Raw genomic sequence first — 13,947 nt, forward strand, 5'->3', positions numbered from 1 at the left:
GGCGAGGAGGAATGATATGGCAGAAAAAAGGCCAGTGAAGAAAAAGAATAAACCGCGCCGTTTTTATGATTACAGTCTCTTATTTACTGTGATATTTCTGTCTGTTTTCGGCTTAGTCATGATTTACAGCTCCAGCTCATATGCAGCCCAGCTTAAATTCAACAACGCCGCTTATTTCATGATGAGGCAGGCTAAGATCGCTTTGGCAGGCTTTGTTATCATGATTGTAATATCTAAAATGGATTACCACTGGTACGCCAAGTTTGCCGTATTTGCTTACGTCCTATCATATGTTCTTATGATCACCGTATCCCTGGTGGGGCGTAAAGTAAATGGAAAGAGAAGGTGGCTGGGAGTGGGAAGTCTATCTTTCCAGCCTACAGAATTTGTAAAAATTGCACTAATTGTCATGCTGGCGGTTCTGATCGTTCAGATGGGAAGGAATATTAACTCAAGAAACGGCGTGATTCTGGTAATTGTGACGACTCTTCCGATTGCAGGGATCGTAGCGGCAAATAACTTAAGCTCCGGAATCATCATTGCCGGGATTGCTTTTGTCATGCTGTTTGTGTCCTGTAAAAAGAAATGGCCGTTTTTTGCCTGCGGTTTAGGGGGGGTAGGCTTACTGGCTTTTGCCGGGCCAATGGCCACTGTCCTGGAAAAGCTTAATATCCTTCATGACTACCAGCTGGGCCGTATCCTGGTATGGCTGGAACCGGAGGCTTATCCCTCCACAGGAGGCTATCAGGTGCTTCAGGGGCTTTATGCCATAGGTTCCGGCGGTCTGGTAGGCAGAGGCTTAGGAGAGAGCATACAGAAGATGGGGTTTGTGCCGGAGGCACAAAACGACATGATTTTTTCCATTATCTGTGAGGAGCTTGGTCTTTTCGGAGCTGTTTCCGTGATTCTGATATTCCTTTTTATGATTTACCGTTTCATGCTCATTGCGGATAATGCGCCGGATCTGTTCGGAGCTTTGCTGGTTGTAGGCGTCATGGGGCATATTGCCATACAGGTTATTTTGAATATTGCGGTTGTTACCAACACCATACCAAATACGGGCATCACCCTTCCCTTTATCAGCTATGGAGGTACTTCAGTCCTTTTTCTAATGATGGAAATGGGCATGGTTTTAAGCGTTTCCAACCAGATAAAGCTGGAAAAATAATAGGATGTGAAACCATTCTCTCACTCTTAACATAGGATAGTATATAAGAAGCCATGGGAGGTACCGGATTGTCAGTCATACAGGTCCAGGGGTTACGATCCTTAAAAGGTGAGATAAAAATTCAGGGTTCCAAAAATGCTGTTCTGCCCATGATGGCAGCAGCGGTTCTCCATAAAGGTACAACAGTGATTCATAATGTCCCCAGGATACAGGATGTGTTCTGTATGCTGGGGATACTTGAGCATATTGGCTGTATATGCGGCTTTGACGGCCATTCCTTGACAATTAATGCATCGACTCTGACACAGGCGGAAATACCGGAAGCGTATATAAAGAGCATGCGCTCCTCTATTATGCTGTCTGGTCCGCTCCTTGGAAGGACCGGGAATGCGGTCACCAGCTTTCCCGGAGGGTGTTCCATAGGGGAACGACCCATTGGCCTGCACTTGTCTGCCTTTCGGAAACTTGGGGCGGTCATTGAGGAAAAGGGTGATAAGCTTCTGGCGTCCGCGGATCGGCTGATGGGCGCCGATATTTATTTTCCCTTTCCAAGCGTGGGAGCTACGGAAAACGCCCTGATGGCTGCTGTATATGCCCAGGGGGTAACTGTCATCCATGGAGCTGCAAAGGAACCGGAGATCATTACTCTTTGTGAATTCTTAAACAATATGGGCGCCAAAATCCATGGGACCGGTACTTCCAGGCTGGCGGTCACGGGCGTAAAAGAGCTTTGTGATTCTGAATTTACTGTGGCAGGTGACAGGATTGTTGCAGGAACTTATTTAATGGCTGTTATGGCTGCTGAAGGAAATATTGTGCTCCAGGGAATCCAACCCGGGCATTTAACCTCTGTTCTTACTCTTACTGAAAAAATGGGTGCTGATATAAAACAGTATGAAAACCAGTTGGAGGTATCCATGAGAGGGCGTCCTGACTGCATAGATGTTATGACAGAACCTTATCCGGGATTTCCCACGGATCTTCAGTCGCAGTTAATGGCTGTCATGGCCTCATCAAAAGGCACCGGCAGGCTGAAAGAAACCATTTTTGAAGGACGTTTTGGGACAGCAAAGGAGTTGCAGAAGCTTGGGGCAGATATTATAATAGAAGGAAAAAGGGCTGTGGTGCGCGGGCTTTATCCTTTAAAGGGAAACCGGGTAACTGCCACAGATCTGCGGGGAGGCGCGGCCCTTGTGGTTGCAGGTCTTGCCTGTGAAGGCGTGACTGAGATCCATGAGTGCCACCATATTGAACGGGGATATGTAGACATCTGCAGCGACTTAAGCAGTCTTGGTGCAGCGATCAGAGGGATGGAATGAAAGATTTAAGAAAAAGCAGAAGAAGAATTAAATTTGGAATTGCAGCCGCCGTGATATTTCTGGGAACAGTCATTTTTTTGTCACTGCAGATCAGGGATATTACGGTGAGCGGCAATAAAAAGTACACATCGGAGCAGATTGTTGATTTTATATTTAAGGACGGCTGGGACCGGAATGCGGTTTTTTGTCTCTATAAGGATCGTTTTAGAAAGCATGAACAGATCCCTTTTGTGGAGGACTACAAAATCGTATTCCAAAGCCCGGTAAAGGTTGAAGTGATCGTCTATGAGAAGTCCGTGGTAGGTTATGTCTCCTATATGGGCAGCTATATGTATTTTGACAAGGATGGCATCGTTGTGGAAAGCTCCAGCGGAAAGCTTGACGGTATTCCGTGGGTTACGGGGCTGCAGTTCGGACATATCGCTCTGCACCAGCCCCTGCCGGTGGAAAAAGGGAAGATCTTCAGTGAGATCCTGAACCTGACCCAGCTTTTATCAACCAAGGAAATTCCGGTTGACCAGATCCGGTATGATTCCCGGGGAGATGCGACTCTTTTCATGGGAGATATTAAGGTTTTTCTTGGAAGCAATGACCAGATGAATGGAAAAATCTCCGAGTTAAAGAACCAGCTTCCTGTTTTGGGAGGATTATCAGGGACCCTTTATCTTGATACATATGATGAGGCGGATACTGTCACTTCTTACAGGTTTGTGAAGAATAAATGAATTTACATAATTTGCTTGGAATTTTGTTTAAAAAATGGTTGATATTTTCGTGAAAATCAAATATTATATTAATTAGGTTTATAGAGTAAGCTGTTTATGGTTAAAGGAGGATATAATCTTGTTAGAGATTAAGATAAATGAGGCGGATAATGCGGCAAGAATTCTGGTAATCGGAGTAGGCGGTGCAGGTAACAATGCGGTGAACCGCATGATCGATGAGAATATAGCTGGTGTTGAATTTCTTGGAATCAATACGGACAAGCAGGCTCTGCAGTTTTGCAAGGCTCCTACAGCCATGCAGATCGGAGAGAAACTGACAAAAGGTCTTGGTGCAGGCGCCAAGCCGGAGATCGGTGAAAAAGCGGCAGAGGAGAATGCGGACGATCTGGCCCAGGCCATGAAGGGTGCGGATATGGTATTCGTTACCTGCGGAATGGGCGGCGGTACTGGTACCGGAGCAGCTCCTGTTGTGGCCAAGATCGCAAAGGATATGGGAATTCTTACTGTGGGCGTTGTGACAAAACCTTTCCGTTTTGAAGCAAGGACCCGTATGAGCAATGCAAATAACGGTATTGAACGTTTAAAAGAGAGTGTAGATACATTAATCGTAATCCCTAATGACCGTCTTCTGGAAATCGTGGACAGGCGCACCACCATGCCGGATGCCTTAAAAAAAGCAGATGAAGTCCTTCAGCAGGCCGTACAGGGCATTACAGATTTAATCAATGTGCCGGGACTCATTAACCTGGACTTTGCAGATGTTCAGACAGTAATGACAGACAAGGGCATTGCCCATATCGGTATCGGCAGGGCAAAGGGTGATGAAAAGGCATTGGAAGCCGTAAAGCAGGCGGTATCCAGTCCGTTGCTTGAGACTACCATTGAGGGCGCTTCTCATGTCATCATTAACATTTCCGGTGATATCAGCCTGGTGGAAGCAAATGAGGCTGCCAGCTATGTCCAGGAGATGGCAGGAGATGAAGCAAACATTATTTTTGGAGCAATGTATGATGAGAATGCTCATGACGAAGCCAGCATTACCGTGATCGCAACCGGTCTGGACCTCCAGTCTGAGACTCCGGTGTCCAAGGTCATGACGAATTTTTCCAATCCTAACTATAAACAGCCAAAAGCAGCAGCTCAGAACCAGGCCGTGAATCAGGAGGCAGCCGCTACTGCAGCAACTCCCGGATATAACCAGAACTATAATCCTAACTACGGAAATGCCAATTATTCCAACCCGGCTTATAATAATCAGAATTATCCAAATAACAACAGCAACTATAATAACCAGAATTATGGAAACCAGAACTACGGAGCCGGAAACTATACTAAGCCCAATTATCAGGGACAGAATAATGCCCAGGGTACTCCTCCTCAGGGAGGCGGACAGCCCTATCGTCCAACCGTGAACAAGGAAGTTCAGATCAACATTCCGGATTTTTTAAGAAATAAAAGATAAAACTTATGAAGCTACATAATCAGGCAGGTTCCGATGAACCTGCCTGTTTTTGAAACACCCGAGGAAAGGAGTGGCAGAATGTCAGAGAAAGAACAGGATTGGGAGATTTCAGAGGATTATTATAACAGCAAGGAAAATGAAAAGAATCTGTCTTTGGAAGATTTTATCACGGAATCTGACAAGGAGACCGCTGGCTTTGAACCTTCCGGCCAAAACGATGAACTGTTAAAAAAGACAATTGGGGATGTCCATCAGGTGCTGGTCTTGGCTCAGGAAGGAAAGAGCATTCCGGAGATTGCTTCCATTACAGGCTTTCAAGAGAAATACGTTTATGATATACAGGTTTGTGCCCAGGGCTTCAGGGAGGATGACGAGATTGCAGTGGCTCATCTGGTGCTGGGTTAGAAGGAGGGATTAAGGATGATGAAAAAGATTTGTCCGGTTTGTGATCTTCCGGTAAACGAAATGAATTACTGTCCCCGGTGCAGGAGGATGGTCCGACGGCCCATTCTGTGGAAAACAGATTATTATTTAAATGAAAGACGACCCTCTTATGATGAAGAACGTAATATTCCCAAGACGGACAGGCAGGGAAACCAACAGAGAGGGAATGCTCAGGGGAATCAGCAAAAAGGGAATACCCAGAGTCCGGCCAGGCAGAAGAGTGTGCTTCAGAGACCGGTATCCCCCAGACCTCAGGAGACGAGAACGCCTGTCAGGCCTGCTGCCGGCCATAATCCTTCCAGACCTTCCCAGCCAGGGCAGGCAAAAAAGGGGAGGAAGCCTCTGGCGCCTCTGGCAGGGTTTCTTACCCTGATGGTTGTTTTAAATGCCGTTCCAAAGGTCATTGGAACCGTAGGCCAGTTGATGGAAGATAAAAGCAATTACAGCACTTATGAAACAGCGGTTCCCTACGATGATTCCGGTTTTACAGAGCTTGAAGAAGAGGAAGTAAAAGCTTCCGGAGAACCTTGTACCGGCTATATTCATTTTCCTGCTGACGGCAGGCAGATCGCGGCAGCCATGGGGCAGTTTTTTAAAGAGACAGACTATGGCTATCAGGTGGAAGATGGAGCGGTTTATTCTGACAATTATATTTTTGAAGAAGAAGACGGTCCTATATCCTATTATGAGACAGTAGAAAGCTTCTCTTTTGAGGATGAGGTGACCAGCCAGCTGGATCCAAGCGATGAAGAATACGTATTCCAGTATGTTGATATCAATTATGATACGGCTACAGGGGAGCTTCATGACTATATCTCTTCCTTAAAGGACAGGGAGGTTTCCCTTGTCTTTTTAGAGGAGTTTTTAAGGCTTACGGAAACAGGCGCCGGAATCCCCCAGGAAGAAAGCAGCATCCCGGCCATTATGGAACAGGCCAGGACAAAGGAATGGCAGGAAGATGGAATATACATTATGGAAGGGCTGTTTGATATCAACGCTTATCTTACCAATGATGGGATCAGGATCTACGTTTCTTACAGCAATCCTCAGGTGATGGAAAGCCAGGAAACGTAAACAGGATATATTGCGGAATTCAGTTTTTTGTGGTAAAGTGTTAAAAGATAAATGCAACATTTTGTGGGTATACCCTTACGCCCAATGAAGCGGGGTGCGCTGTGCCCAAAGTGCATGGCAGTAATAATGAGACCAAAGACAGGAGACAGACAGCATGAAAATTAAAGACATATTGAGCCAGGGGAAGCCTACCTTGTCCTTTGAAGTATTTCCTCCTAAAACCGAGGATAAATATGAATCAGTGGAACGGGCGGCGGCGGAGATCGCAAAGCTGAATCCGGCTTTCATGAGTGTCACATACGGGGCAGGCGGGGGAACCAGCCGGTATACCGTTGATATCGCTTCTGCCTTGCACCATGAGTACCATGTGACGGCTCTGGCTCATCTGACCTGTGTTTCTTCCACCAAGGATAAGGTGCACCAGGTCCTTGGTGAACTGAAAAAGGCCGGAATAGAAAATGTGCTGGCTCTCCGGGGAGATATGCCTGCTGATGCTCCTGTTAAGAGAGAATACAATTACGCCTCTGAGCTGATCAGGGAAATAAAAGAGGCAGGGGATTTTTGCATTGGCGCTGCCTGTTATCCGGAAGGCCATGTAGAATCCGCCAGCAAGACCATTGATATGGATTACTTAAAACAGAAGGTGGAAGCAGGATGTGATTTTGTTACCACCCAGATGTTTTTTGACAATAATATTTTATACAATTACCTGTACCGAATCCGGGAAAAGGGTGTTACCGTTCCGGTGGTTGCAGGGATCATGCCTGTGACCAATGTGAGGCAGATCATCCGAAGCTGCCAGCTGTCAGGAACCTATCTGCCTTCCCGTTTTAAGGCTATTGTAGACAGGTTCGGAGAGAATCCGGCAGCTATGAAACAGGCAGGAATCGCCTATGCCACAGAACAGATCATTGACCTTATCGCCAACGGAGTAAATGCCATTCACGTTTATTCCATGAATAAGCCGGATGTGGCGTTAAAAATCAAGGAGAACCTTTCTGAGATACTGTGATTCCTTTCAATCTGGGTCCGGCTCCTTTTAAAAGAGTCGGGCCCGTTTTAAAATGAAAAACGGAGGAATATCAATGGAAATCAGCCGAAAGGAGATCCGGCGGTATCTGGGATACGGGAAAAATGAAGGGGATGAAACCGTAAATGCTTTGATTGAAGAATGCGTCAGAGAGCTTACGGCAGCTGCATCCCCAAAAAGCATAAGCCGGGTATATCCCCTGGAACTGCTTGACCATGACACAATCGATTTCACCGTATTTAAGACCAGAAGCCGGAATTTAAGCAGGAACTTAGCCGATTGTGAACAGGTGATCTTATTTGCCGCCACTTTAGGCGCGGGGGTTGATGTGCTCCTGCATAAATATACAAAGCTGCAGATGAGCAAAGCTGTTATCATGCAGGCTGCTGCAGCTGCCATGATTGAGGAATATTGTGACGAAGAGAACCGGAAGCTGAAGCAGGAGTATGAGGACAGGAAGCTGTATTTAAGGCCCAGATTCAGCCCTGGCTACGGAGACTTTCCCTTAGAGTGCCAGAGGAATATTACTGCGGTTCTGGAAACACCTAAAAGGATCGGGATTATGCTTACGGACAGCCTTCTCATGACGCCTTCCAAGTCTGTCACTGCGGTCATGGGAGTTAGCGGGAAACCTTACCGCTGTGAGATAAAGGGATGCGAATCCTGTGTAAAGACGGACTGTGCATACCGGAGAAATGAATGATACAAATGCAGATGGAGGAACCTATGGCAGGAATTTTAGAAGAGATAAAGAAACGGATCGTATTTTTTGACGGCGGAACAGGAAGTCTTTTGCAGGCCAGCGGCTTAGAACCGGGAGAACTGCCGGAGACATGGAATGTAAAGCACCCGGATATTATTACAAAGCTTCATCGTGATTATCTGGAAGCGGGGGCAGACATCATAAAGACAAATACCTTTGGGGCCAATGGTCTGAAATTCCACAAAGGAGCAGAATTTGATCTGGAAGAGGTGGTGACTGCGGCGTTAAAAAATGCAAAAAAAGCGGTTGAAACGGCTGTCTTTCCGGCTGGAAAGAAAAAGGGGTATATTGCACTTGATTTAGGTCCTACTGGAAAGCTTTTAAAGCCTTTGGGAGATTTGGATTTTGAAGATGCCTACCAGATGTTTTCCCAGGTAGTTAGGATCGGAGAGAAGGAAGGCGCGGACCTGGTGCTCATTGAGACCATGAGCGACAGCTATGAGGCAAAGGCGGCTGTGCTGGCTGCAAAGGAAAACTGCAGCCTTCCCGTATTTGTGACCATGATTTTTGATGAAAAAGGAAAGCTTTTGACCGGAGGAAACGTAGAATCCACGGTCGCCCTTTTAGAGGGCCTGGGGGTCGATGCCCTGGGAATCAACTGCGGCCTGGGCCCGATTCAGATGAAGGGCATTTTAACAGACATCATGAAGGTGGTTTCCATACCGGTTATTGTAAATCCCAATGCAGGGCTTCCAAGAAGCGAAGGCGGGAAAACAGTTTATGATATTGATGCGGGAGAATTCGCGGCTGCCATGAAGGAAATTGCAGAGGAAGGAGCCTGTGTAATCGGCGGCTGCTGCGGAACCACGCCAGAACACATTGAAAAGACGGTGGCCCTTTGTAAGGATTTTCCTGTCAGGCATCCGGATAAGAAAAACAGGACTGTGGTTTCTTCTTATGCACAGGCGGTCCTGATCGGTGATGACCCGGTCATCATCGGAGAGAGGATCAATCCAACGGGGAAATCCAAGTTTAAGCAGGCCCTTCGGGATCACAACCTGGAATATATCCTTCGGGAAGGGGTGACCCAGCAGGACAATGGGGCCCATGTTCTGGATGTGAACGTTGGACTTCCGGAAATAGATGAACCCTCCATGATGGTGGAAGTGATCAAGGAGCTTCAAAGCATCATCGACCTGCCCCTTCAGATCGACACCTCCAATACGGAGGCAATGGAGCAGGCTATGAGGGTGTATAACGGAAAGCCCCTCATCAATTCCGTAAATGGGAAAAAGGAAGTGATGGAGGCCATTTTCCCGCTGGTAAAACGGTACGGAGGCGTTGTGGTCGCCCTTGCTCTTGATGAGGCTGGAATCCCGGAGACAGCAGACGGAAGGATTGCTGTTGCAAAGAAAATCTATGAGAAGGCCGCAGAATATGGAATTGAGAAAAAAGACATTATCATAGATGCCCTTTGCATGACGGTCAGCTCTGACAGCAAAGGGGCACTGACCACTCTTGAAACCTTAAGAAGGGTCCGGAATGAGCTGGAAGGCAGGACCATACTGGGGGTTTCCAACATTTCCTTTGGTCTTCCCCAAAGGGAGATCATCAATGCCACCTTTTTTGCAATGGCCCTTCAAAACGGCCTGAGTGCCGCCATCATAAACCCCAATTCAGAAGCAATGATGCGTTCTTATTACAGCTTTCGGACTCTGGCGGATTTAGATCCCCAGTGCAGCGGTTATATATCGGTTTACAGCGGTCAGGTGGCTACGTTGGGGGAAACGGTAAGGCCGGGAACTTCCTCCCTGGCAAGCGGCGTTTCCGGGGGCGATATGCCCCTTTCAGAAAGCATTGCAAAGGGCCTTAAGGACCGGGCCCATGCCGCGGTAACGGAGCTGTTAAAGGAGCAGGAGCCTCTGGCCATCATAAATGGGGAGATGATCCCTGCTTTGGACCGGGTGGGAAAGGGCTTTGAAAATGGAACAGTATTTCTGCCTCAGCTTCTTATGAGTGCGGAAGCTGCCAAGGCAGCTTTTGAGGTCATAAAAGAGAAGATGGCGGAAGGCGGTCTGGCACAGGAGAAAAAGGGAAAGATCATCCTGGCTACGGTCAAGGGAGATATTCATGATATCGGCAAGAATATTGTAAAGGTCCTTCTGGAAAACTACAGCTATGATGTGATTGACCTGGGAAAGGACGTTCCTCCGGAGAAGATCGTGGAAACTGCGGTGGAAGAAGAGGTAAAGCTGGTAGGCTTAAGCGCTCTTATGACCACCACGGTCCCCAGCATGGAAGAGACCATCAGACAGCTTAGGGAGACCGCTTCTTCTGTGAAAGTGATGGTAGGAGGTGCCGTGCTTACGGAAGGATATGCAAAGACCATCGGCGCAGACCAGTACTGCCGGGATGCCATGGCTTCCGTCAATTATGCGGAAGGAGTATTTCACGTAAAATAACCAGCCCGATTGACAAATACGGTATGAATGGTATAATATCCACGAAAGCAATGAGCAGTGCGAAACGGGACAGAAGAAGATTTTCATTGTGCTTGCACATAAGAAAATCTTGTCATGGCCCGTTTCATAGGGAGAATGCCCGTGAGCGAACGAATTCTATCAGTCATGGGAATCCCCATGACTGATAGAATTCGTCCGCTTTGCACTACGGATTTACGATACAACACATCTGGAGGTACCAAAAAACATGGGAAAGATTATTTTAACAGGGGACCGGCCTACCGGAAAGCTCCATATCGGCCATTACGTAGGTTCGTTAAAGCGCAGGGTGGAACTGCAGAATTCCGGGGAATTTGACGAGATTTTTATTATGATCGCGGATGCTCAGGCGCTTACGGACAATGCCGATAATCCGGAAAAGGTCCGTCAGAATATTATTGAGGTTGCGCTGGATTACCTTTCCTGCGGGCTGGACCCGAAGAAATGTACTCTGTTCATCCAGTCACAGATTCCGGAGCTTACAGAGCTGTCCTTTTATTATATGAATCTGGTAACCGTATCCAGGCTGCAGCGGAACCCTACGGTAAAATCCGAGATTGCCATGAGGAATTTTGAAACCAGCATTCCCGTAGGTTTCTTTACCTATCCAATCAGCCAGGCAGCAGACATTACGGCGTTCCAGGCCACTACGGTGCCTGTGGGAGAGGACCAGGAGCCTATGATCGAGCAGACCAGGGAAATTGTGCGCAAGTTCAATTCCGTTTATGGAGAAGCTCTTGTGGAGCCGGAGATTCTGCTTCCTGATAATAAGGCGTGCTTGCGGCTTCCGGGAACTGACGGCAAGGCCAAGATGAGCAAGTCTCTTGGAAACTGCATTTATTTATCCGATACAGAAGATGAAGTTAAGAAAAAGGTCATGAGCATGTACACAGACCCTAACCACATCCAGGTTTCCGACCCGGGAGAAGTGGAAGGGAATACGGTATTCACCTATCTTGATGCCTTCTGCAAGGATGAGGATTTTGAAAAATATCTTCCTGATTATAAGAATCTTGATGAGCTTAAAGATCACTACAGGCGGGGCGGTTTAGGCGATGTAAAGGTGAAGCGGTTCTTAAACAGTGTCCTTCAGGCGGAATTAGAGCCGATCCGCAGAAGACGTAAGGAATATGAAGCCAACATTCCTTACGTATATCAGATATTAAAAGAGGGAAGCGACAAAGCTGAGGCAGCGGCGGCCCGGACTTTAAAGGGTGTAAAGGAAGCCATGAAGATCAATTATTTTGATGATCTGGAATATATTGAGGAACAGGCAAGAAAGTATAAGGGCCAGGAATAGAGGCATATATGAAAATTGTATCCATCACCGAAATTTTGGAATGCAATGAATGGATCAGGAGCAAGGGCCTGGAATTTAAGATCCATTTAAGGGACGCCTGCGGGAAACAGTCCTGCTGGATCCAATCCTTAAATAACAAAAACGGCAGGGAACAATGGGAGGAGCTTTATAAGGCTTTAGAGGAGTTCTTTGCCGGACTCCGGTTTCGTCTGGAATACGGAAAGGATAAAACTGACTTCTGGCTGTTGTAATTCGGTGGGCATGGATGCCGGAGAAGTGCAAAGGAAAAAGATTCCTCTGTACTTCTCCGGCATTTTGCTTTATGGAGAAGTACGCTTTCATGGGTTTTTAAACATCCAAACGACAGCTATGAATGTCCCGGGAGCCCGGGCTGGGCCTGTCTGCCTCCCCTGATGGCTCATCTTGAATAAGCGGCATTAATGAATATCTCTTTTATATTAAGCATACTAATTAATGAGATTAATAAAAATAATGAGTAGAATCTTAAAATTTTATTAAATTTAATTGAAGAAAATGGAAGAACCAGTTATAATCTAGTAGTAATTAAGAAACATCAGTCTCGTAAAATAAAATGAAAAAGGAGTTTTATCATGGAGCAGTTTTTTAAGCTTAAGGAAAATGGAACAAATGTCACAACTGAGATTATAGCCGGGATCACCACATTTTTTGCTATGGCGTACATCATTGTCGTTAATCCTAATACGTTAAGCCAGGCAGGTATGGAGTGGGGAGCAGTATTTTTGGCAACCATCATTTCTGCTATTATTGGTACTTTAATTATGGGCCTTGTAGCTAATGTACCATATGCTCAGGCTCCGGGTATGGGATTAAATGCATTTTTTGTTTACACTGTTTGTTTTGGATTGAAATTTACATGGCAGCAGGCTTTGTCAATGGTTTTCATCTGTGGTCTTCTTAATATTTTAATCACAGTGACCAGGATCCGTAAGTACATCATCAAAGCCATTCCAACAAGCTTGCAGAACGCCATTGGCGGAGGCATCGGCATCTTTATTGCATACATAGGTCTTTTAAATGCAGGTGCTATCAATTTTGAGGCAGGGGTTCCTGCAATGTCTGTGATTGCAACAAAAGCTCTTGTTTTATTTATTATAGGTCTTGTGTTAATTATTGTATTGACTGTATTGAATGTAAAAGGCGGTATTTTAATCGGTATAATTTTAACGACTTTGATCGGTATTCCGTTAGGCATTACAAAAACAGGAGATACCGTAAATTTTTCAGAAGCTTTGGCAGTGCTTCCAACCACGTTTGGAGTAATTTTTACGGCAGACGGACTTCCTTCTTTGTTTGGTGATATGGCTAAGCTTCCCCTGGTATTAATAACCATTTTCTCTTTCAGCCTATCCGATACATTTGATACAATCGGAACGTTCATTGGAACAGGCCGCAGAAGCGGAATCTTCAGCGCGGAAGATGAAGCCTCCTTAGAATCAGGCAAAGGGTTCTCTTCCAAGATGGATAAAGCGCTGTTTGCAGATGCCACAGCAACTTCCATTGGTGCCATTTTTGGTACTTCAAACACGACTACCTATGTGGAAAGTGCAGCTGGCATCGGAGCCGGCGGACGTACCGGCCTTACTTCCGTAGTTGTAGCAGTTTGTTTTGCCTTAAGTGCATTCTTGTCCTCCTTTATCAGTGCAGTTCCATCTGTGGCAACAGCGCCTGCTCTTGTTATTGTTGGCTGTATGATGATTTCGTCATTTAAGGAGATTGAGTGGACTCAGTTGGAAGAAGCGATTCCTGCTTTCTTTGCCGGTGTGTTTATGGCACTTTGCTACAGCATTTCTTACGGTATTGCGGCAGCATTTATTTTCTACTGCATTGTAAAGATCTGCAAGAAGAAGGCAAATGAACTGAATCCTATTATTGTAGTGGCGACAATTCTCTTTGTTATAAATTTTATATTACAGGCGTTTCTGTAATTTCTAAAGAAGTCTAAAGCTTCTGTCTCTGTATAAAGCAGGGGCAGAAGTTTTTTTATAGTAAAGTTAGTAATAATTATCAGTGTCAGTGTTGAAATTTCTGGAAAAATGTGTTATGATCATGTCATGAATTAGGAGTAACTAACTCATAAAAGTTAGGGAATAAGCCATATTAATGAAGTATGGCTGTGTTGGCGGCGCATTTTTTGATTTGAAATGAGATGGCAGCTTCCGGGAAAGCATGACAGCATTCC

Annotated in this window: 12 protein-coding genes; all 12 read left to right on the forward strand. The window is 46.0% G+C overall.

The window, feature by feature from the left end:
- Positions 1 to 16: 16 nt before the first annotated feature.
- The 12 genes from K401_RS0120875 (at position 17) to K401_RS0120935 (ending at position 13,693) form a co-directional block, all read left to right on the forward strand.
- A complete protein-coding gene (locus K401_RS0120875) occupies positions 17 to 1,168 on the forward strand; it encodes an FtsW/RodA/SpoVE family cell cycle protein (RefSeq protein WP_024294783.1) in 1,152 nt (383 codons plus the stop codon).
- A 68-nt stretch (positions 1,169 to 1,236) separates the two neighbouring features.
- The gene (murA, locus tag K401_RS0120880) at positions 1,237 to 2,487 is read left to right on the forward strand and encodes a UDP-N-acetylglucosamine 1-carboxyvinyltransferase (RefSeq protein WP_024294784.1); all 1,251 of its coding nucleotides are present in this window, start codon (positions 1,237 to 1,239) and stop codon (positions 2,485 to 2,487) included.
- On the forward strand, positions 2,484 to 3,212 hold the full coding sequence (locus K401_RS0120885; RefSeq protein ID WP_024294785.1) for a cell division protein FtsQ/DivIB: 729 nt from the start codon (positions 2,484 to 2,486) through the stop codon (positions 3,210 to 3,212). Before murA ends, K401_RS0120885 begins: the two co-directional genes overlap by 4 nt.
- A 118-nt stretch (positions 3,213 to 3,330) precedes the next feature.
- Entirely contained in the window at positions 3,331 to 4,674 is a 1,344-nt protein-coding gene (gene ftsZ, locus K401_RS0120890; protein WP_024294786.1) for a cell division protein FtsZ, read from the forward strand.
- Positions 4,675 to 4,752: 78 nt separating this feature from the next.
- Positions 4,753 to 5,079: a helix-turn-helix domain-containing protein gene (locus K401_RS0120895; protein ID WP_024294787.1), complete on the forward strand. Its 327-nt coding sequence runs from the start codon at positions 4,753 to 4,755 to the stop codon at positions 5,077 to 5,079.
- A 15-nt stretch (positions 5,080 to 5,094) separates the two neighbouring features.
- Positions 5,095 to 6,192 carry a hypothetical protein gene (locus K401_RS0120900; protein ID WP_024294788.1) on the forward strand — a complete coding sequence of 366 codons (1,098 nt, stop codon included), beginning with the start codon at positions 5,095 to 5,097 and terminating at the stop codon, positions 6,190 to 6,192.
- 154 nt (positions 6,193 to 6,346) lie between these two features.
- Positions 6,347 to 7,204: a methylenetetrahydrofolate reductase [NAD(P)H] gene (gene metF, locus K401_RS0120905; RefSeq protein ID WP_024294789.1), complete on the forward strand. Its 858-nt coding sequence runs from the start codon at positions 6,347 to 6,349 to the stop codon at positions 7,202 to 7,204.
- Between the two features lie 73 nt (positions 7,205 to 7,277).
- Positions 7,278 to 7,925, forward strand: coding sequence for a vitamin B12 dependent-methionine synthase activation domain-containing protein (locus K401_RS0120910; protein ID WP_024294790.1), 648 nt, complete (start codon positions 7,278 to 7,280; stop codon positions 7,923 to 7,925).
- A gap of 23 nt (positions 7,926 to 7,948) precedes the next feature.
- A complete protein-coding gene (locus tag K401_RS0120915) occupies positions 7,949 to 10,387 on the forward strand; it encodes a homocysteine S-methyltransferase family protein (RefSeq protein ID WP_024294791.1) in 2,439 nt (812 codons plus the stop codon).
- A 247-nt stretch (positions 10,388 to 10,634) separates the two neighbouring features.
- The gene (gene trpS, locus K401_RS0120920; RefSeq protein ID WP_024294792.1) at positions 10,635 to 11,726 is read left to right on the forward strand and encodes a tryptophan--tRNA ligase; all 1,092 of its coding nucleotides are present in this window, start codon (positions 10,635 to 10,637) and stop codon (positions 11,724 to 11,726) included.
- A gap of 8 nt (positions 11,727 to 11,734) precedes the next feature.
- Positions 11,735 to 11,977 (forward strand): RDAC family protein, encoded by a 243-nt coding sequence (locus K401_RS0120925; RefSeq protein ID WP_024294793.1) that lies wholly within the window; start codon positions 11,735 to 11,737, stop codon positions 11,975 to 11,977.
- 360 nt (positions 11,978 to 12,337) lie between these two features.
- Positions 12,338 to 13,693, forward strand: a complete 1,356-nt coding sequence (locus K401_RS0120935; RefSeq protein WP_024294794.1) for an NCS2 family permease — start codon at positions 12,338 to 12,340, stop codon at positions 13,691 to 13,693.
- Positions 13,694 to 13,947 lie beyond the last annotated feature (254 nt).

It is taken from the genome of Lacrimispora indolis DSM 755, assembly GCF_000526995.1.
Classification (GTDB): Bacteria; Bacillota; Clostridia; order Lachnospirales; family Lachnospiraceae; genus Lacrimispora; species Lacrimispora indolis.